Consider the following 19,620-nt stretch of genomic DNA (forward strand, 5'->3'; position numbering starts at 1 on the left):
TCACTATCTCTTTCGATTTGTTTATAGTTTTTTCGGAGAGTAATTATATTATCCATTTAGAAAAAAATTTTTTTGTTAGAAATGTAATATAATTTTAATAATCGGAATATTTACAAATATCAATCATCAGTGTATAATAAACTTACTTTCAACTAAAAAGGAGGGCAGCTAAGTCGATTCGCTACTGTAAAGGAGGATGGCAATTTATTAAAGCATCATCATTCCGAAAGGTTTTCATGGTCCAGTAACTTTGAAAAGGCTGGTGATAAATGCCTAAAGAGCGAGTAGATTTACAATCCTTTATTTAAAGTCTAATAGGAATTTGAACGACTCTGAAGCAATTCAGAGTCGTTTTTGTCCTTATAATAAGTAAAATCCAATTCCCATAATTAAATAAGCTGCAAGTAATGTTGCTCCTTCAAACCAGTTTGTTTCTCCATCATTTGAAATAATAATCATTAATAGTGCTGCTGTCACCATAGTGATTAGTTCTGGCAGCGTAAACACTAAAGGCATGGAAACAGGAAACATTAAGGAGATAAGCACAAGCAGTGGAGCTACAAACATAGCCACTTGCAGCGTGGAACCGACTGCAATTTCCACAGTAATGTCCATTTTATTCTTAAAAGCCATAATGATCGCTGAAGCATGCTCTGCTGCGTTACCGACGATGGCAACAATCACAACCCCAATAAATAATTCCGTCCAGCCAAATGCTTCCCCAACAGCTTGAAAGGTATGGACTAGATTTTCCGATACATACGCGACAGCCACCGTTGCCAACGCAAGGATTACCAAAGATTTACCTTTCCCCCACTCAGGCTCTTCATCCCCATGTTGATCTTCTTTTACATAATCAGTTTGATAAACTCCACGATGTGTAACGAGCTTAAAGAACAACGCCGCTAAATATAAAACAATTAAAATAATAGATATGCCAACACTGAAACTAAGCGTATCACTCTCTGACATGTTTTTTGAAAAAATTTCAGGAATCACAAAAGCAACAATAACCCCAAACATTAGCAAACCTGAATTATGTCTTGCATCATATACATTGAACGTTTGGCGTTTGTATTTTAGACCGCCAATAAAAAACGATAAGCCCGCAACTAAAAGGAGATTTCCAAGCACAGACCCCGTTAAGGATGCCAGAACGACCCCAATTAAACCTTCCCTTAGTGCAAAAATAGAAATAATTAATTCAACCGCATTTCCAAAGGTTGCATTCAGCAAGCCGCCAATTCTTGGACCAGCAACAATCGCCAAACTCTCTGTTGCTCTCCCCATAAAGCTTGCTAATGCAATTATCGTAAGGCAATAAATGATAAATAATATAACACTTGGCCAATGCATAATTGTACCGATTACAGAAATGGGCACACCAATAAAAACGAGCGCCGAGAATACTTTGTTCATCCTATTTAAACCACCTTCCATTCAAAAAACAATCTATCTAACATTCCGATATTTTATGAAGCATAGTGTGCCTCTTTCCTCTTCAATACATTCATTTCATAGTGGGGTTTTTTCGCTCAAATGAGGTTTGCTACTCTTTTTTAACCGTTTCTCAGAAATCTGATCGCACTTCGCTCTAGGTAAGAAAAAATAATTTCTCTTGCCAACAATTCTCATTGCTTGTTAGGATTTATAGAAAAGACGTTTACTTACAAATTGTTCACAGCAGAGGTAATGGAAATGAAAAAAATTGAAAATGTACGTTTTTGGATTTTAGTTAGTATTGTGGCCATTTCAGGCTTTAGCCAAGGTATGCTCCTTCCGTTAATCGCCATCATTTTTGAAAACGATGGCATTTCTTCCAGCTTAAATGGACTTCATGCAACAGGATTATATATTGGCATCCTGCTTGTAACTCCCTTTATGGAGTATCCGCTCCGCAAATATGGATTTAAACCAGTCATCGTCTATGGCGGATTGCTTGTTGTCCTATCGCTTTTCCTTTTCCCGCTCTGGAAAAGCTTCTGGTTTTGGTTTTTATTGCGGTTATTGATTGGAATTGGCGATCACGCCCTGCATTTTGGTACACAAACATGGATAACTACTTTTTCACCGGATCATAAAAGAGGCAGAAATATATCTTTATACGGGCTCTTTTATGGAGTTGGATTTGGGGTTGGCCCCTTAATGGCGCCGCTTGTAAAGGTGAATGAATCTCTTCCATTTATTCTTTCATCGGGATTATGTCTAATTGCCTGGTTTTTCTTATGGACATTAAAAAATGAATTCCCTGAACAAACAATTGCAGTTAATTCATTTCGAGATACTATGAAAAGATTTTCAACTGCCTTGAAATTTGGCTGGGTCTCCTTTCTCCCTGCCTTTGGCTATGGATTCCTGGAATCTTCATTAAATGGAAGTTTCCCAGTTTATGGGTTACGCATCGGATTAGAGGTTTCTAGTGTATCTCTTCTTTTGAGTGCGTTTGCCATTGGCGGAATTGTTTTTCAATTACCTTTAGGAATATTAAGTGATAAGCATGGTAGAAAGAATATATTAATGTTCATTCTTCTAACTGGTGGCTTAAGCTTTGCAGCAGCAAGTTTTTTAGAGGAATGGCTGATCGCCTTAGTTATGTGCCTTTTTGTTGCTGGTATGTTTGTCGGATCGACTTTTTCCTTAGGCATCAGCTATATGGCAGATTTATTGCCAAGAAATATGCTGCCTGCTGGTAATTTGCTTTGTGGGGTCGCATTCAGCATTGGAAGCCTAACTGGCCCTTATTTTGGCGGAGTATTCATTCAGCATTTTAAATCGGTTAGCTTTTTTAATATTATAAGCATGATGCTATTCCTGATATTCTTGACTGTAGTAATTTTTGGCCAGAAACAGGTAACATCAAACAAGGAATCGTTTTCATGAAATAAAATTATAATAAATTAATAATAATTATAAAAAACCTCAATATCCCCCTTTTCAATTTATAACCTGTGTAGTAAACTATGAATAACATTAAAATACAACACTACTTTACTACTTATTTTTTGCTGTCGCCTTCCAAGGCGGCAGCTTTCGTTGTTTTTTACGGGTAATGATTGTGATTATTTTTCTCAATTAGAAAAAGTTAATTGAAAATTACTATCAATAAGGGGAGGAAAAAAATGAGTACTGAAGCTAAAGCATTATTGAAAAGTGAAAATCAAGAACATGAGGGCTTTCTTCAAAAGCTCAAGCCGCATGCTGAGTTAATGGCTGCTCTGTTAAGTGGTGTTCTCATTGCCGTTGGTTGGATTTTATCTAAAAATGAGCTTGATACCCCTTCTGTTACTGCATACATCTTAGCATTTTTGATCGGGGGTTATGCGAAAGCAAAAGAAGGAATCGAGGAAACAATTGCTAATAAGGAATTAAATGTAGAAATGCTGATGGTGTTTGCTGCAATCGGATCTGCCATTATTGGCTACTGGACGGAAGGCGCCATCCTAATTTTTATTTTTGCTGTCAGTGGTGCACTAGAAACGTATACGATGAATAAAAGTCACAAGGAAATATCTGCTTTAATGGAGCTTCAGCCTGAGGAAGCTTTACGTATTAATGATGAAATAGAAGAAAAAGTCCATGTATCCCAACTCCAAATAGGTGACCTTATTTTAGTAAAGCCAGGAGAAAGAGTCCCTTCCGATGGAAAAATTATTAAGGGGCATTCTACCATTGATGAATCTGCCATTACGGGAGAGTCCATTCCAGTTGGAAAAGGATATGATGATGCTGTTTATGCAGGAACAGTCAACTTAAACGGATCCATTACTGTTCAAATTACAAAGCCGAACAGTGAAACACTCTTTCAAAAAATCATTCAGCTTGTTCAATCAGCTCAGAGTGAGAAATCGCCTTCCCAGCTGTTCATAGAGCGCTTTGAAGGCACCTATGTTAAGGTTGTTTTGGCCATTGTTGTTCTTATGATGTTTGTGCCCCACTTCCTATTAGGATGGAGCTGGACTGAAACGTTTTACCGGGCTATGATTTTACTCGTTGTTGCTTCACCATGCGCCTTAGTTGCATCGATAATGCCAGCGACTTTGTCTGCTATATCAAATGGTGCAAGACATGGCATCCTATTTAAAGGCGGCGTTCATTTAGAAAATCTAAGCCATTTAAAGGCAATTGCTTTCGATAAGACAGGTACACTTACGAAAGGCAAACCAGAAGTAACAGATATGATTGTAGCTGAATGGCTTTCTAAATCAGACATTTTATTAAAGGCTGCCTCTATTGAGAGTCACTCCACTCATCCGTTAGCAAATGCCATTGTTCAATATGCAAAAAATGAGTTGGCAGAGTCCCTTCTGAATCCAGAAAGCATTGAGGATGTATCAGGCTGGGGTGTTAAAGCTTTCTTTGATGGAGAAGAGTGGAAAATAGGGAAAGCAGCTTTCGTGGGCTCTGAATCTGCAAAACGCTTTGCTGAGGGTGCAGCTACAAGAATGGCAAGTGAAGGAAAGACAGTTGTTTTTGTAGAAAAAGCAGGGCAAATTGCGGCCATTATTGCTCTTCAGGATGTTGTTCGTGAAGAAACCAGAAATGCGATTGACCAATTAAAAGAACAAGGCATTTATACGATCATGCTCACAGGTGATAGCCAAAATACGGGTATGGCCATCGCAAAAGATTCCCATGTGGACGATTATATTGCTGAATGCCTGCCTGAAAATAAGGTAGAGCATCTGAAGAAGTTGCAAGAAAAGTTTGGTACGGTTGGGATGGTAGGAGATGGAATTAATGATGCTCCTGCATTAGCCACAGCCAATGTTGGTATTGCCATGGGAGAAGGCACGGATGTTGCTCTTGAAACAGCAGATATGATTCTAATGAAGAACGATCTTCCGCGTATTCCAGAAGCAATTAATCTTTCAAGGAAAATGAATCGTGTCATTAAGCAAAACGTAATTTTTTCTATATCGGTTATCATGCTTTTAATCGCCTCTAACTTCATGCAATTTGTTGACTTGCCATTTGGGGTTATTGCGCATGAAGGAAGTACGATATTAGTTATTTTGAACAGCTTAAGGCTGCTGAAATCATAAAGTGAAAATCCCGGGGCTGTCCCCGGGATTTTATTAGTGATATCCATTCTGTCCGTTAGCCGAACCTGAAGTTTTTTGGTTTGGTTTGTTTTTTCCTTTTTGCTTTGTTCCGCCATCTTTCTTCGATTTCTTCGACATTTGCATAAGCCTCCTTTAAATACAAAAATGTATTTCCCCTGTCTTATTCTTTGATAAAGCGGGCCTTTTATGAAGGAAACTTATAGCAGTATTTTTTTAACAGCCTTCCTTTTTATATTTGCTGTATACAGCATTTATTTCCCCACCAAGGATGATAATGATGCCCGTCATGTAGAACCAAAACATGAGAACAATAATCGCACCAATGCTGCCATAAGTAGCTGAGTAATTTCCGAAATTCGTGACATAAAATGAAAAAGCCAAGGATGAAAGCTCCCAGCCCACTGTTGCAAAAATGGCACCTGGCACTACGGTAATGCATTTTAATTTAGTGTTCGGAGCAATCCAATATATCCCGGTAAAGACAATGAACAAAATAATCGAACTTAACAGCCACCGTAGTGTATTCCATATTGTCATAAACTCATCAGATAATCCAAGCTTGGCAAATAAATAACTGCCGATGATTTTCCCGAATACCGGGAGCAATAAAGCGACGATAAAGACAAAAATCATCGCAAAGGTAAAAAGAATAGCCATTCCTCTAGCGACAATAAATGATCGGCTTTCCTTCACCTCATACGCCTTATTAAAAGCACGAACAATCGCATTAATCCCGTTCGACGCTGACCAAATGGTTGCGATAATTCCAAAGGAAAGCAATTTCACATTCTTATTTGTCAGTTCATTTAAGTTTGTCTCGATTAATTGAATGGTTTCTTTCGGCGCAAAATCACGAATAACACCGATTATATCCTCTTGGGTAATTGGCAAATAAGGAAGCAGTGAAATTACAAATAGAAGTAAAGGAAAGAGAGACAAGAGGAAGAAATAAGCAAGCTGAGCTGCTAGTCCAAATAAATCATCCTCCACAACTCTCCTCTTTAACTGCGAAAACAAATTCGAAAAGGTTAGTCCCATCCCATCACCTCACAAGTATTTTTTAATGAATAGGAGCAGCACTCTCTTCTTCCTTTTCAAAAAATGCCTCTTTTGTTTCTTCTACAAGCTCCACAACCTCAGCTGTTGAATCCTTTAATTCATCAACTTTTTCCATAATAAAGGACACTTCCGAGCTAACCTGCTCATATGTCGATTGAACTTTTTCAGTCATATCCTGAATTTGACTGATGACTTCATCAGGATTCTTAACATAGTAAGTAATTTGTTTTGTAGCCTTTTTGCAGTTAGCAGCCACAGATTCTCTAGTTGTTTTGTCAAGCAGACTTAATGCCCCACCTGCAAGTGCTCCATAAAAAACCCCTTTTAAAAATAACGATTTCCCCATTTGTAACCACTCTCACTTTCTTATATATTATGGGCTTTGCGAATCTCTTTTAACAATTGTTCACAGCCTTTTTTAACAAGCTTGTACACTTCTTCAAAGTTCCCAGTATAATATGGATCAGGAACATTCTTGTCGGCTGCTTCTGATACTAAATCGAGCAGTTTGATTACCCGTGCATTCGAATTTATCTTGTTCAGCTTTTCGATATTCTGTACATTCGATGCATCCATCGCCACAATATATTGAAAATCCTGAAAGTCATCACTCTTTATCTGCCTAGCCTTCAGCCCATCCACAGAAATATTATGTTTCTTTAAGATGTTCCTTGTCCCTTCATGAGGCGGCTCTCCAATATGCCAATCTCCAGTTCCGGCAGAGTCAACGGTAACGGTCTGTTCTAACCCTTCCCTTTTTACAAGGTCCCGAAACATCGCTTCAGCCATAGGGGATCGGCAAATATTCCCTAAACAAACAAATAATACGTTTATCATTTTAAGACAACCTCCTTGACAACATTTTCTTTCAAAATCTATTGTTGTGCAACTTATATTATTGACTTTTCATTCGTAACATGGAAAGATGGGAATACTTACGAATGAAAACGGAGATATGATTAGGGGAGGAATTCGGATGGACTTAGCACAGAAATCAGTAGAGAACGTAGAGTTCATGATTGAAAAAATTAAAGAAAAGCTGAAGGTGTTAAACTTTGGCGCTATCAAACCATCACATTTTGATGAAGAAATGTATGAAGAACTAAAGGATATTTATGACCTTGTTATGAAAAAGAACAATTTCAGTCCAAATGAAATGCAAGCACTAGCTGAAGAACTTGGAAATTTAAGAAAAAAATAAAAATGCAGCCGCTTTGGCTGCTATTTTATTTTCCGGATATCATTTGTAATATTTTACAATCCCTTTTCAATGTATTGAATAATGGATAAAATAATTTTGATAGATGCAGACTCGGAGGAAAAGAAAATGAGAGAAATCAGTGTTGAACAGCTTCTTGAGTTAAAAGACTCTGTTCCGGTTGATGTCAGATCGCCTGGTGAATATGACGAGTTCAGCATTCCTGGAGCGGTTAATATCCCATTATTTACAAATGAAGAACGTGCCTTGATCGGAACGATCTATAAACAGGAAGGCGCTGATATTGCAAAATGGCGAGCAATGGAAATTGTATCCCCTAAACTTCCTTCCATTTTAGGACAAGTTAAAGCCCTGCATGACGAAGGCAAACATCCGGTAATATACTGCTGGAGAGGCGGAATGCGCAGTAAATCAGTTGCTACCTTTTTATCATTCGCTGGCATATCTGTTCCACGCTTAATTGGCGGATATAGAGCCTATCGGCAGTATATTTTAGAGGAAATTCCTCGTTTAATTCCGTCGAAAGCTATTTCTATACACGGAATGACTGGCGTTGGAAAAACAGAAGTGCTGGAAAAATTAAAAGAAAAGGGCATGCCTGTTATTGACTTGGAGGCTTGTGCAGGACACCGAGGCTCCATTTTCGGTACCTTAGGATTGTTCGAAGGGAATAATCAAAAAAACTTTGATTCCTTGCTTTTTCAAGCATTAATAGAAATAAAAGATTCTCCTTTTTTCTTCGTTGAGGCCGAAAGCAAACGGATCGGAAAAGTAGTTCAGCCTGATGAATTACTAGACGTTAAGCATCATGGATATAATATTAATTTGCAGGCATCATTAACTTCACGGATTGAGCGCATTTACCGTGATTATGTCGAGCCGTATATTCAAGAACAGTGGTTTCATGATAAAGTTCTTGAACGTTTATCCATTATTTATAAACGAATGAAGGATCAAGAACTTGTCGCATCACTTAATGGGGCAGCATTAAATCAAGATTATAAATTAGTGATTCAAATTTTGCTTGAAGATTATTATGATCCGCGTTATGCGCATAAGCAGCTTGAATACGAAGGGGCTTTTCACCATTTTGATGCCGAGGATCCTGATAAAGCAGTTGAAGAAATTTTGCAGTTTTTGGAATCAAAAAGTGCTCTCATGAAGCAATAAGAGCACTTTTTGATTTTCCACAGAATATTTCTATAATCGGACATAAAAAGTATATGTTATTCGAATATTTATGATAAGATGTTAATATATTTTTTGAACAAATCGTTCTTAATATGGAACCATTGATCTAATTTTGGTATAATTATTTTATATTGATATAAGGTGTGTGAGATTGGATGATCGGTGATCGCGTAAAAACACTGCGTAAAGAAAAGAAGATGTCGTTATCCGAGCTTGCAGAACAAGCTGGCGTCGCTAAGTCCTACTTAAGTTCACTGGAAAGAAACCTGCAAACCAATCCTTCCATACAATTTCTTGAAAAAATTGCTGCTGTCCTCCATGTCCCGGTTGATCACCTTATTCATGAACAGCCGAACACAGATGAATTGGATGCTGAATGGATCGATATTGTACAAGAGGCAATGAACTCAGGTGTTACAAAAGACCAATTCCGTGAATTTCTTGAATTTAATAAATGGAGAATCGATCAGAATAAATAGATCTCCAAGGAAGGCGCTATAATCAGCGTCTTTTTATTTTTTGGCAAAAATAAAAAGCATTTGCATTTCCTAATAAGAGTTCAACTCTTTAGAAAACACTTAGCTTTCTTTTCATCTATCTCTATTCGGCTACTTTTAATGTAAGCTCTTTAACTTCTTGTTTTAATAGAAAGTCCCTAATCTCTTCTTTCTTAATGCCCATTTTCTTTGCTTTCAATATGAGCTGCATCCATTCCCGGTCTAATAATTCCAAATTAACTGCCTTTTTCCCCACACTCTTCCCCCCAAAATACGAATCGTATCCCAGGCAATCCAGCCATCCTAGTATTGAATCCTATCTTTTTAAGAGAGCTGCTGCTTGTTATATTTTAATTTATGCAACAAAATCTATAAAAAGAACTATTATTCCATACTTTAGACCTGTGACTTTGCGTCCCTATCTTTCGGTAGGTTTGCCTTTTTCTGAAGCTTATCTCATAGGTAAATTTGCGTCTAGTTGTATTGTAATGGATGATTGTTAATAGAAATGTAATATTTTGTCATTGGGATAAAAATATTTTATTCAATTTTCTGCAAACTTCTTCCGAAATTACAATTAAAATAAAATATTTGGCTAAAAAATATTGAACTGAAAGGAAAAAGGTAATGTTTTCTAAAATACCCTGTCGGGAAACGTCGAAATGTTTTCTGAAAATTACATACTTTATGTAACATTTATCATGGATATTTTTTTCTATGTCGTTTCAAGAATGGTTGTTTAAATAGCTTTACTTAACCACACACCGTGATAGATACACACCAATGTATATAGAATTGAAGCAGTAAATGCTAATTTCTTTATGGAAGAACCTGTTGGTAACTTGTTAAATAGCAAAAAAGCAAAAAGAAAACAAGAGAGGATTGCCTTTAGATAAAGGAAATAAAGTGGATTTGATTGATAGAGGACATCCATTAAGCGGTTGCTTTCACCAATTAATGAATTTTGAAGTCCCCAGAAGGTCGCGACTGCATCAACTAGATTAAGAATGGCAAGATAGATGAAAATTTTCTTCAATTACATCTCCTCTTCTTTCTATATGTAAAAACCCTTCATCTTTCTGGAACTATATTATTTGTAAGGAAATCAAATACTTCCTCTTTTGGTATTCCTAAGTTTTTTGCCTCTATAATTAACTGCAACCAATCCTGATCCAAATTAGCTATATCAATTTCAAGGTTTACACTAAACACATTCTTACCCCCAAATAGAGTTCATATTCAAAACTTTTTCTAAGAGTTAATTGGCTGTTTGTTGATAACTGTTTAATTTCTTTTTTACTGGTAGTGCAATCATATGAATTCGTTCCATTGTCATCGCATCAAAAAAAGGATAAGCCGTCAAATTATTGCCGCAAATTGGACATAACCATTCCCCTATTTCACTGCTGCTAAAAGAGGGCCTTATACACCGGTCACAATTCTTTTGATACATTCGGATACCACCTTTTTTAGAAATAATAAGGCCATAAGATACTATATTCTCTTAGGCCTTGGATTATTGGTCACGACGCAATCTGCGGAAATAAAAAACGAAAAGGATACTGCCGCATCCAAGAAGCCCCGCGCCGATTAAAAGAATGTTATAAGTATTAATGGCGGTATTTGGGAGCAAGTTTTCCGTCATTTCTGGAGAAATGATGATTTTGTCGCTCGCATCTACTACCTTTGTTTCTTCAGGTGTTCCTTCTTCTGTGTTATTTTGTTGTGCTCCTTCATTGCTAGGTGGTGTGTTATTATCTGATGGGTTCTCTTTTCCTGGTGAATTTGTTTCGTCTGATTGCTTGTCATCTTTAAGTGAGTTTGTATCATCTTGTGCGCTTTCATTATTTGGTGGCTTTTCTTCATCCGGCGGATATTCCTCTCCTGGTGGTCCAGGTGGATCCCCATCACCAGGTTCACCCAGTGCTTCCGCAAAAAATAATATTTCTACTTCTGCTCCCGCGCTTTGATAGGCGTTGCCAAGGTCATATGGCATTGTTACTTGGAAAAATAATATTTCAGAACTTCCAATCTTCAATTCCCTAGGAGTAAAGCCTTTAAATTTATCTAATTTACCCTCATATAATATCTTTTCATCCTTTTTGACGATTAATTCTAATTCCCCGAGTAGGCCTTTAACCGATTTCTTCTTCCCAAGAGTAGCCATATATCTAAAATCCTGAGTGCCCTCGTTTAAAATTGTGATGTCTCTTGGCATCCAGTCGCCGGGTTTTAGGTTGCCGACTTTAAAAAGATACCCGCTTGGGTTGCTTGTATTGATATCGATTTCTTTTTTTGCTGCCGAAATGTTATTTTGCCCCAATAATAAAGAGAAAATAATAATAGGTAAAACCTTTAATAAGAGCCGATTTTTGTTCATATACTGTCCTCGCTCAAGGCTATTTTTCTAAATTGGATTAGTAAAAGGTGGGGACATTTTATTTGCCCTCACCTTTTTCTCAAAGTAATTAGTTTCTTTCTTCCCCAGCTGTTTGTCTTCCCTCAAACGTCCACTCTAAATTTAGTTTTAAATCTTGCAGTTGGTTTTGTGGTGCATCAGTTTCATTAAATCTAAATTTCACTTTAAAATCATCAACAGATTTATTTCCTGAGTTAGCTTTAATTCCATCTGTTAATACAAATTTTTTTGTTACAGACGGAGAAGGAACTACTGCTTCAAATTCTTTTGCAAGTTCTTCCGGTGTCATATCTCTTAATTGCAATAATGATTTAGATGCTACAACTTCAATTTCATGGTCTTTACCATCGTCCCCAGTATTTATTAAGAAGTCAACAATGATTTGACTAGCAAATTCGTTTGCTAAAGCGTTACTTATTGTATCTCCATTACTTTTTGTAACATTAAATTTAGTATGGAGTAGTACATTTCCAATATCTATAGTACCTCCATTAATAAGCTGAAATGTCTTTTCTGTCCAATCACCAGGTTTTAGATTTGAGATATTTACATTTGTAGTAGGATTTACAGAAATATCTAACGTTCCAGAAGAGAAGTGGTTCATTTGAGTTGCTGTGTCACTAAAGTATGCAAATGTCCCTCCACCAACTAATGACAATCCAAGTGCTGCTGATGCGATTCCTAAACCTAATTTTTTCTTAATGCTCATTTTCCATTTCCTCCTCTTACCCTTTTTGGGTATGTATAATAGTTTTTTATATTGACCCTTGTATAACAAGGAGTGCAATCACATTAAGCTGTTTTTTCTTTGGTGTCTTTGTCTTTCGATTTTGGATCAAGTTCTCTAAGTGCTTGCATGATGCTAAAGGCTGCGTATCCGAGAAGAAGTACACCAGGACCGATTAGCAATATGGCGCTGCCCTCTTTGGATTGGGCGAAATCTATAAAATATCCTATATAAGGAATAGTGAAACCAGTGTATAGTGCTGTTACATTATCGGAAAGGACCGGATTCATGTCAGCTGCATTGTTGTTATCCCCTTTGGTTTCGTACATAACATGTTCTCCGCTTTTCGTTACATCCATAATTCTGTGGGTGATCAGCTTATCTTCCCCCTCCATAAAAGTAATGACGTCACCTTTTTGAAGGTTTTCTCTTTCTGCTTTATCTAGCGGCTTTACTGCGATAATGGACCCTGTTAAAAATGTCGGTTCCATCGAGCCAGATAAAACGGTTTTTAGTTGATATCCAAGCACCTGGGGTTCTCCACCTGATGCTTTTGATGAAATAACCAATATGGCCATAATGATTAAATTGATAAATAATACTGTAGTAATGATATTGCTTATGACCTTTCTTACTTTCTTCCAACTAAATTTCAAGGTCGACCACCTTCCTTTTTCACTCACTGTTCTTTAAATTTTATTTTTTTGTTCTTTTTATAGAACTTTATGATCTGAGTATAGTCCAAATGGATTATTTTGCAAAAGTCCAAATTCGGCCGATATTTCGTTTTAAAGAACATTTTCCTCGCTATTTCTTTATTTACCTAAATTTATCTCAATATTTTGTATTTTTTATTGAACATTACGTTCGTTATAATGAATACATAAAAATACGTACTCATAAAAGGGGATAATGAATATGGTTGGGATGCGAATTAAAAGGTTAAGGATTGAAAAAGGATTTTCTATCAATGAACTTTCTGAAAAGGCTGGGGTATCAAAGTCTTATTTGAGCTATATAGAAAGAGGAATTCAGCAGAATCCCTCACTGCTAGTTCTGTCTAGGCTGGCTAAAACACTTGATACAGATGTGGAAGATTTATTGGATCAAACTGAAAAGAGTGAGGAAGTAGAGTTTATGAATGTAGATAGTGAGTGGATCGGACTTGTGGTGGATGCGATAAAAACTGGAATAACCAAAGAGGATTTCTCCTATTATTTAGACTTTATTAAATTCAAGAAGAAGAATGGAGGCAAAGATTAGGTGAAACATGAGAAAAAGTTATTAATTACTATTGCTTCTTTATTAATACTAATTGGCTGTTTTCTAGTTCTTTTCTCATTAAATGACATTTACACTCTTAAAAACAATAACAAGCACGCATTAAAAATAGCAAAAGAAAGATTTATTGTTGAAAATACGACAAGACAGGCAGATATGAACACTTCTGTTCTTCAAAAAGAACAAACAATTGACTACATCTTCCGAAAAGGGGATGTCATCGGAATCCTAGAAATTCCCAAACTCAATTCAGAACTCCCAATTGTCGAAGGCACTAGTGAAGATGAATTAGAAAAGGGAGTTGGCCACTATTCCAGTACGGCTCTACCAGGACAGCCGGATCAAATTTTGCTTTCAGGCCATCGGGAAACAGTTTTTCGCAAGCTTGGCGAACTTCAAAACGGGGATATTTTTCAAGTCAAAATGCCTTATGGTACGTTTAGTTATGAAATCATCCACTCCCAAGTTGTTGATGCTGACGATCCAACTGTTATTAAATCAACCGCTCCAACCGAAACACTGACAGTATCAACCTGCTATCCCTTTTCCTATATTGGCGATGCTCCTTATCGATATGTACTAACAGCGCATCGAGTAGAAAATCCCGTTACAAAATAAAATGGCCAATCCTATGATTAGAGGACTTGGCCATTTTATTATGATGATTTTATTTGCTATTCAAGCTAACCGCAATTCGCGATCCCACTTCAGCATTATTCTTCACAAGAGCAATATTAGCAATTAAGCTTGTTCCTTCTGTAAGTTCCTTCACTTTCCCTAAAAGGAATGGAGTTACTTCCTTACCAGCGATATTGTTTTCCTTCGCTTCTTTTAACGCTGTTTCAATTACATTCGTAATGAATGATTCTTCCATTGCATCTGCTTCTGGAATTGGGTTAGCAATGACAACACCGCCGTTTAGGCCAAGTTCCCATTTTGTACGGATAATTGCCGCTGCGTCTTCAGCCGTGTCTACACGTTGGTGCAAGCCGAAAGGACTAGTCCGCGTATAGAATGCTGGAAGGACATCTGTTTCATATCCAATTACAGGAACACCATGAGTTTCTAAGTACTCTAATGTTAGGCCGATATCTAGAATTGATTTCGCACCTGCACATACGACTGCAACATTTGTTTGTGCTAATTCTTGAAGGTCTGCAGAAATATCCATTGTTGTTTCTGCTTCGCGGTGAACCCCACCGATACCGCCAGTAACGAATACTTCAATACCGGCAAGCTCGGCACAAATCATTGTCGTAGCAACCGTTGTCGCACCATTTTTCTTTTGCGCTACTAAGTACGCTAGATCACGGCGGCTAGCCTTCGCTACATCCTTTGCTTGTCCTAGGTATTCTAACTCTTCATCAGAAAGACCGATTTTAATTTTCCCATTTAAAATGGCAATTGTTGCTGGAACAGCGCCGTTTTTACGGATAATCTCTTCTACTTCTCTAGCCGTTTGCACGTTTTGCGGATATGGCATACCGTGGGAAATAATTGTTGATTCTAATGCAACGATTGGTTTATTTGCTTTCTTAGCTTCTTGAACCTCGCTTGAAAATTCTATCCAGTTTTCCATCATGTTGTCAAAACCCCTCTATTAAAAATATTGATTAAACGTATCCTGTAAGCAAACTTGATTTAAATTTGGATTTACTGTTTCGTGGGATTGAAGCGTAATAATTGAACAAGCTATTCCTATTTTGCAAGCATTTTCGGTATCTAACCCATTCATATGAGCATACATAATGCCAGCTACAAGGGAATCCCCTGCTCCTGTCACATCCTCAACTTGGACCTTTGGCGGGAGAATAACGCCTGCCTCTCCATTTTTTGTAAAGAAAATTAACCCTTTATCGCCTCTAGTAATTACAACTTTTTCTACTCCCTTTTCCAGCATCTTTTCTGCCGCTTTAAAAAAATCACCTTCATCCTTAATTTCAATTTCGGATAAGGCTTCTGCCTCTTCACGGTTAGCAATCAGCCAGGTGACTCCAGTAAGATTTTTCGGCAATTTCTTAACTTTTGGAGCAGAAACTGGCGTGATGCAAAGCGGAATATTTTCTAACTGGCAACGCTCAATTACTCTCTTCAGCACATCTGCAGGGAAATTCGTGTCAATAACGACTAATTCAGAAGAAGCCAGATATCCCCACTTTTTTTCGATAAAATGGATGTCAACTAAATCATAGATGGACATGTCAGCTAATGCTATTGCCATTTCTCCCTTATTGTCTAAAACGGCAGTATAGGTTCCGGTAGCAGCCTCAGAAAATATTTGAGATGGCCCGATATCTGCATATGATTTTGTGTGGTCAAGCAGCCAATGACCTTCTTGGTCCTCGCCAACTACAGTCATAAGCGCAACATCACAGCCAAGTCTTCCAAGGTTCTCGGCAATATTTCTTGCAACACCTCCGAATGATTGTGAACTTTCCGCAGGGTTCGAGGTGCCCATCTGGAGTGAATGCAATGTTTGTATTTTTCTATCTACATTTGATCCTCCAATGCATAAAATCTGCTTTTTATTCGGAAGAACATATGCCCTTCCAAGAAGCTTTCCTTCCTTCGTTAATGAAGAAATATAGCCGGCAACTGCTGATCGAGATAGCCCTGTCTTATCAGAAATCTCATTCTGAGAAATGAATGGGTTCTCTTTTATAAGCTGCAAAATTAACGACTCTTTTGGATTCATCATTATTCAGCCCTTACAATTATAAACTTTTGTTTTCATTATAAACATTTGTTTTTTATCTTGCAATCATTTTTAAATAAACCTTCATCTCTAGACAGAAAAACAATGATTGTATATAATTAGCTAGGTAACTAATTTCGAAGGGTGATTTTTTTGAACAATATTTCCAACAATCTTTTTCACTCCATTAACCAATTTACCAGGCATTTTTCTAAAATTTTGAATGAGGCTCTTGTTCCGCTTGGGCTTTACTCTGCTCAATGGACTATTGTTTATTTACTCAAAACAAACGGTTCATCTACTCAAAAAGAATTGTCCTTATATCTTGGCGTCGAAGCCCCTACGATGACACGCACCCTGGCGAGAATGGAAAAATCAGGGTGGATTACAAAAGAAATTGGGACAGATAAACGGGAAAAACAAATCATTCTGACTGAAAAATCGAATGAAATGTACGATAAATGGCTTGAGGCTGTTCGGGCATGTGAAGCTAAGGTGTTACAAAATATTCCTGAGCAAGAAATGGTAAATATGCTGTCAATCATAAGTAAAATGAATGCCAGTCTATAATAATTGGCTAATATGTCATAAAATTTTTCGGAGGACAACAATGAAAAAACAATCACTTTGGACGAAAGATTTTTTAAGTATTTCTTTCACAAGCTTTTTTATTTTTATCGGTTTTTATATTTTGCTAACAACATTGCCAATTTATGTACTTGACAATTTACACGGAAACGAAACACAAGTTGGACTTATACTTTCAGTGTATCTAATCGCTGCTGTGCTATGCCGTCCTTTTACCGGAAAATGGCTCGATGAATTAGGCAGGAAAAAAATCCTGCTATTTGCTGTGTTCATCTTCGCTATTTCTTCTATTTTATATTTTTGGACAGATTCCCTGCCCCTATTATTGGCTTTAAGATTTGTTCACGGAATTGGCTTTGGAATGGCAACTACCGCAACGGGAGCAATTGTGGCGGATTTAATTCCTAATGAGCGTAAGGGAGAGGGACTTGGTTACTATGCAATGTTTATGAATTTAGCGATGGTTATTGGTCCTTTTACCGGGTTAACTATTATTCAATACGCAAGCTTTTATTGGATTTTTGGACTCTGCTCGATCCTAGGTATATTTGCGTTGGCACTATCATTAATTGTTCGTATACCAGTGAATAGTAGCAATGCTGGTAAGAAAGCTGTTGCAAAAATCACTTTATCTGCTCTTTTCGAGAAAAAAGCAATACCAGTTTCAATCGTCGCTGGGGTGCTGGCAATGGGATACTCTGGGATTCTTTCTTTCATTTCCGTTTATGCTAAACATCTTGGATTACTATCAGCAGCAAGCTTCTTTTTTGTCGTTTATGCTGCATCGATCTTAATTTCTCGTCCGTTTACGGGAAAATGGTTTGATCTATATGGAGAAAACCGAATTATTTATCCATCCATCATTCTTTTTGCCCTTGGTCTGCTGCTGCTTAGCCAAGCAAATAATACATTTTTATTTTTACTTTCCGGTGCTCTAATCGGGCTAGGATATGGAACACTTTCTCCTGGATTACAAACAATCGCTATTCAAAAATCGGATCCATCCAAACGAGGTTTAGCTACATCAACATTTTTCACGTTTCTTGATTCCGGTATCGGTGTAGGCTCCTATGTACTTGGCGTGATTGTTGTATATACTGGCTTTTCAACTCTTTATTTAATTCTTTCCGTTTTAATTGTCGTTGCCTTTTTTATCTATTATTTATTGCACGGCAAGCATTCCACTGGCCGTCAGCCAAAAGCTTCAAAGGCAGATTTACCAGCTTAAATATAGGTACGGTCACATACTCGTATCATTGTGACCGGTACTTTTCGATAAAATCCTAAAACAAAAAACTAAACCCCTTGAGGTTTAGTTTCCAGTTCTAGGTAATATTAAAATCTCTACTCTTCTGTTTTTAGCTCTTCCTTCACTTGTGTCATTCGAAGCAACAGGCTGGAATTCTCCAAATCCTTTTGCACTAAACCATCTAGGATCTAGCTTGTCATTTTGCAAAACGATTTTCATAAAGTTTACCGCCCTCATGACACTTAACTCCCAGTTTGACTCAAACGGAGCGTTGCCGATTGGCACATTATCTGTATGACCGCTAATAATAATATTTCTTGGTGGATCCATAACAAGAAGCTCTGCGATTTCAGTCGCTACCTTTAAATCGTTTGACCGAACATCTGCACTCCCCGGCGAAAATAACACATTATCTCTAATAGAAACTAGCAATCCTTCATCCGTGAGTGAAGTTTTTAGCTTTTCGGTTAAATTATTATTTTCAATATAAGAATTTACTTTATTTTGTATGGTTGCTAACTCTTGCTGATCAGCTTGCTTAATTAGCTCTGCATCAACTTTATTTTTGTCTTTTGCTTTTGTATCATCGCCTTTTACATCCGAAGACTGCATTTCTCCTTCAGGAAGGGGGCTCGGGAATTCAAAAATTCCTGTTCCACCTGAAAAAGCTGAATTTAGTGCCCTAGAAAGCGCCTCAAATTTTTGTGCATCTACAGAACTCATTGCAAATAAAACGATAAATAATGCTAGCAGCAGAGTTAACAAGTCAGCATAAGGCAGTAGCCAAGATTCATCGATATGACCCTCATCGTGAATTTTCTTTTTCTTTTTACTCACCTTTATTCACGCTGCCTTCTTCAAGAATTTTTTTCCGTTCTCCTGCAGGTAAATAGGAAGCTAATTTTTGTTCAATTACTCGCGGTGCCTCTCCTTCCAGAACTGAAAGAACTCCTTCAATCATCATGGCCTTCAGCTTTGATTCCTGTTTGGATTTTCTTTTTAGCTTATTGGCAAACGGATGCCAAAGTACATATCCGGTAAAAATCCCTAACATTGTCGCAACGAATGCTGCACTGATGGCATGCCCTAAAGTATCAGTATCGTTCATATTTCCAAGTGCAGCAATTAATCCAATAACCGCCCCTAATACCCCAAGTGTCGGGGCATAAGTTCCAGCCTGGGAAAAAATTTGTGCTCCTGCGGAATGCCTTTCCTCCATAGCTTCAATTTCTTCATTCAGAACGTCCCTTATGTAATCAGCACTTTGCCCATCTACAGCAAGAGAAAGGCCATTCTTTAGAAATGGATCATCTATTTCACTTGTCTTAGCTTCAAGTGCAAGCAGCCCTTCCTTTCTAGCAAGCTGTGCCCACTCAGAAATCATTTTTATTAGATCAACTGGATCCATTTGTTTTTTCTCTTTAAAAATAATGCCAAACAGCTTGGGAACCCGTTTAATTTCACTCGTCGGGAATGCAATTGTTACTGTCGCCGCTGTCCCAAGTAAAATAATTAATAAAGCCGCTGGATTAATTAAAACAGATGGACTTACTCCTTTAAAAACCATCCCTACCCCAACAGCAATGATCCCCATGATTAAACCAATTAACGATGTTTTATCCATATGTCCTC

At 37.4% G+C, this 19,620-nt stretch carries 24 protein-coding genes and 1 riboswitch; of the genes, 9 read left to right on the forward strand and 15 right to left on the reverse strand.

Annotation, left to right across the window (positions count from 1 at the left end):
* Positions 1–360: 360 nt before the first annotated feature.
* The gene (cax, locus tag H0173_RS13615) at positions 361–1,419 is read right to left on the reverse strand and encodes a calcium/proton exchanger (RefSeq protein WP_221847067.1); all 1,059 of its coding nucleotides are present in this window, start codon (positions 1,417–1,419) and stop codon (positions 361–363) included.
* A 279-nt stretch (positions 1,420–1,698) separates the two neighbouring features.
* Here cax and H0173_RS13620 point away from each other — a divergent pair, with 279 nt between their 5' ends.
* Together H0173_RS13620 and H0173_RS13625 are read left to right on the forward strand one after the other, a co-directional pair.
* Positions 1,699–2,880 carry an MFS transporter gene (locus H0173_RS13620; RefSeq protein WP_221847068.1) on the forward strand — a complete coding sequence of 394 codons (1,182 nt, stop codon included), beginning with the start codon at positions 1,699–1,701 and terminating at the stop codon, positions 2,878–2,880.
* Positions 2,881–3,119: 239 nt separating this feature from the next.
* On the forward strand, positions 3,120–5,042 hold the full coding sequence (locus H0173_RS13625) for a heavy metal translocating P-type ATPase (RefSeq protein WP_221847069.1): 1,923 nt from the start codon (positions 3,120–3,122) through the stop codon (positions 5,040–5,042).
* Between the two features lie 234 nt (positions 5,043–5,276).
* Here the strand turns inward: H0173_RS13625 and H0173_RS13630 are convergent, their stop codons facing one another.
* The 3 genes from H0173_RS13630 to H0173_RS13640 are packed head-to-tail and all read right to left on the reverse strand — an operon-like array spanning position 5,277 to position 6,959.
* Positions 5,277–6,101: a YihY/virulence factor BrkB family protein gene (locus H0173_RS13630; RefSeq protein ID WP_221847070.1), complete on the reverse strand. Its 825-nt coding sequence runs from the start codon at positions 6,099–6,101 to the stop codon at positions 5,277–5,279.
* A 22-nt stretch (positions 6,102–6,123) separates the two neighbouring features.
* Complete coding sequence (locus H0173_RS13635; RefSeq protein ID WP_221847071.1) at positions 6,124–6,468, reverse strand: YtxH domain-containing protein; 345 nt, start codon at positions 6,466–6,468, stop codon at positions 6,124–6,126.
* 20 nt (positions 6,469–6,488) lie between these two features.
* Positions 6,489–6,959 (reverse strand): low molecular weight protein-tyrosine-phosphatase, encoded by a 471-nt coding sequence (locus H0173_RS13640; protein ID WP_221847072.1) that lies wholly within the window; start codon positions 6,957–6,959, stop codon positions 6,489–6,491.
* 139 nt (positions 6,960–7,098) lie between these two features.
* Here H0173_RS13640 and H0173_RS13645 point away from each other — a divergent pair, with 139 nt between their 5' ends.
* From H0173_RS13645 to H0173_RS13655, 3 genes are all read left to right on the forward strand, one after another.
* On the forward strand, positions 7,099–7,323 hold the full coding sequence (locus tag H0173_RS13645; RefSeq protein WP_221847073.1) for a DUF1128 domain-containing protein: 225 nt from the start codon (positions 7,099–7,101) through the stop codon (positions 7,321–7,323).
* A gap of 126 nt (positions 7,324–7,449) precedes the next feature.
* Positions 7,450–8,511, forward strand: coding sequence for a tRNA 2-selenouridine(34) synthase MnmH (mnmH, locus tag H0173_RS13650; protein WP_221847074.1), 1,062 nt, complete (start codon positions 7,450–7,452; stop codon positions 8,509–8,511).
* A 176-nt stretch (positions 8,512–8,687) separates the two neighbouring features.
* Positions 8,688–9,011, forward strand: coding sequence for a helix-turn-helix domain-containing protein (locus tag H0173_RS13655; protein ID WP_221847075.1), 324 nt, complete (start codon positions 8,688–8,690; stop codon positions 9,009–9,011).
* Between the two features lie 121 nt (positions 9,012–9,132).
* Here H0173_RS13655 and H0173_RS13660 read toward each other — a convergent pair whose 3' ends face one another.
* From H0173_RS13660 to sipW, 7 genes are all read right to left on the reverse strand, one after another.
* Positions 9,133–9,285, reverse strand: a complete 153-nt coding sequence (locus H0173_RS13660) for an anti-repressor SinI family protein (RefSeq protein ID WP_313770643.1) — start codon at positions 9,283–9,285, stop codon at positions 9,133–9,135.
* 29 nt (positions 9,286–9,314) lie between these two features.
* Positions 9,315–9,478: riboswitch (cyclic di-GMP riboswitch) on the reverse strand.
* Between the two features lie 290 nt (positions 9,479–9,768).
* Positions 9,769–10,065, reverse strand: a complete 297-nt coding sequence (locus tag H0173_RS13665) for a DUF5658 family protein (protein WP_221847076.1) — start codon at positions 10,063–10,065, stop codon at positions 9,769–9,771.
* Positions 10,066–10,100: 35 nt separating this feature from the next.
* Positions 10,101–10,241 carry an anti-repressor SinI family protein gene (locus H0173_RS13670; RefSeq protein WP_313770644.1) on the reverse strand — a complete coding sequence of 47 codons (141 nt, stop codon included), beginning with the start codon at positions 10,239–10,241 and terminating at the stop codon, positions 10,101–10,103.
* A 46-nt stretch (positions 10,242–10,287) separates the two neighbouring features.
* On the reverse strand, positions 10,288–10,482 hold the full coding sequence (locus tag H0173_RS13675) for a hypothetical protein (RefSeq protein WP_221847077.1): 195 nt from the start codon (positions 10,480–10,482) through the stop codon (positions 10,288–10,290).
* A 63-nt stretch (positions 10,483–10,545) separates the two neighbouring features.
* Positions 10,546–11,409, reverse strand: a complete 864-nt coding sequence (locus H0173_RS13680) for a M73 family metallopeptidase (RefSeq protein WP_221847078.1) — start codon at positions 11,407–11,409, stop codon at positions 10,546–10,548.
* Positions 11,410–11,497: 88 nt separating this feature from the next.
* On the reverse strand, positions 11,498–12,157 hold the full coding sequence (locus H0173_RS13685; protein WP_221847079.1) for a TasA family protein: 660 nt from the start codon (positions 12,155–12,157) through the stop codon (positions 11,498–11,500).
* Between the two features lie 83 nt (positions 12,158–12,240).
* Positions 12,241–12,831: a signal peptidase I SipW gene (gene sipW / locus H0173_RS13690; protein WP_221847080.1), complete on the reverse strand. Its 591-nt coding sequence runs from the start codon at positions 12,829–12,831 to the stop codon at positions 12,241–12,243.
* A 262-nt stretch (positions 12,832–13,093) separates the two neighbouring features.
* Between sipW and H0173_RS13695 the strand changes: the two genes are divergently transcribed.
* Both H0173_RS13695 and H0173_RS13700 read left to right on the forward strand, forming a co-directional pair.
* A complete protein-coding gene (locus H0173_RS13695) occupies positions 13,094–13,438 on the forward strand; it encodes a helix-turn-helix domain-containing protein (RefSeq protein WP_221847081.1) in 345 nt (114 codons plus the stop codon).
* Positions 13,439–14,074 (forward strand): class D sortase, encoded by a 636-nt coding sequence (locus H0173_RS13700; RefSeq protein ID WP_221847082.1) that lies wholly within the window; start codon positions 13,439–13,441, stop codon positions 14,072–14,074.
* A 49-nt stretch (positions 14,075–14,123) separates the two neighbouring features.
* Here H0173_RS13700 and H0173_RS13705 read toward each other — a convergent pair whose 3' ends face one another.
* Entirely contained in the window at positions 14,124–15,035 is a 912-nt protein-coding gene (locus tag H0173_RS13705) for a pseudouridine-5'-phosphate glycosidase (protein ID WP_221847199.1), read from the reverse strand.
* 21 nt (positions 15,036–15,056) lie between these two features.
* The gene (locus tag H0173_RS13710) at positions 15,057–16,154 is read right to left on the reverse strand and encodes a carbohydrate kinase (RefSeq protein WP_260631178.1); all 1,098 of its coding nucleotides are present in this window, start codon (positions 16,152–16,154) and stop codon (positions 15,057–15,059) included.
* Positions 16,155–16,304: 150 nt separating this feature from the next.
* Between H0173_RS13710 and H0173_RS13715 the strand changes: the two genes are divergently transcribed.
* Entirely contained in the window at positions 16,305–16,721 is a 417-nt protein-coding gene (locus H0173_RS13715) for a MarR family winged helix-turn-helix transcriptional regulator (protein WP_221847083.1), read from the forward strand.
* A gap of 40 nt (positions 16,722–16,761) precedes the next feature.
* Positions 16,762–17,967, forward strand: coding sequence for an MFS transporter (locus tag H0173_RS13720; RefSeq protein ID WP_221847084.1), 1,206 nt, complete (start codon positions 16,762–16,764; stop codon positions 17,965–17,967).
* An 84-nt stretch (positions 17,968–18,051) separates the two neighbouring features.
* Here H0173_RS13720 and motB read toward each other — a convergent pair whose 3' ends face one another.
* Entirely contained in the window at positions 18,052–18,825 is a 774-nt protein-coding gene (gene motB, locus H0173_RS13725; RefSeq protein WP_221847085.1) for a flagellar motor protein MotB, read from the reverse strand.
* Positions 18,818–19,612: a flagellar motor stator protein MotA gene (motA, locus tag H0173_RS13730; protein WP_221847086.1), complete on the reverse strand. Its 795-nt coding sequence runs from the start codon at positions 19,610–19,612 to the stop codon at positions 18,818–18,820. The genes motB and motA overlap by 8 nt, the downstream gene beginning before the upstream one ends.
* Between the last annotated feature and the right edge of the window lie 8 nt (positions 19,613–19,620).

It is taken from the genome of Bacillus sp. S/N-304-OC-R1 (genome assembly GCF_019749375.1).
Taxonomy (GTDB): domain Bacteria; phylum Bacillota; class Bacilli; order Bacillales; family Cytobacillaceae; genus Cytobacillus.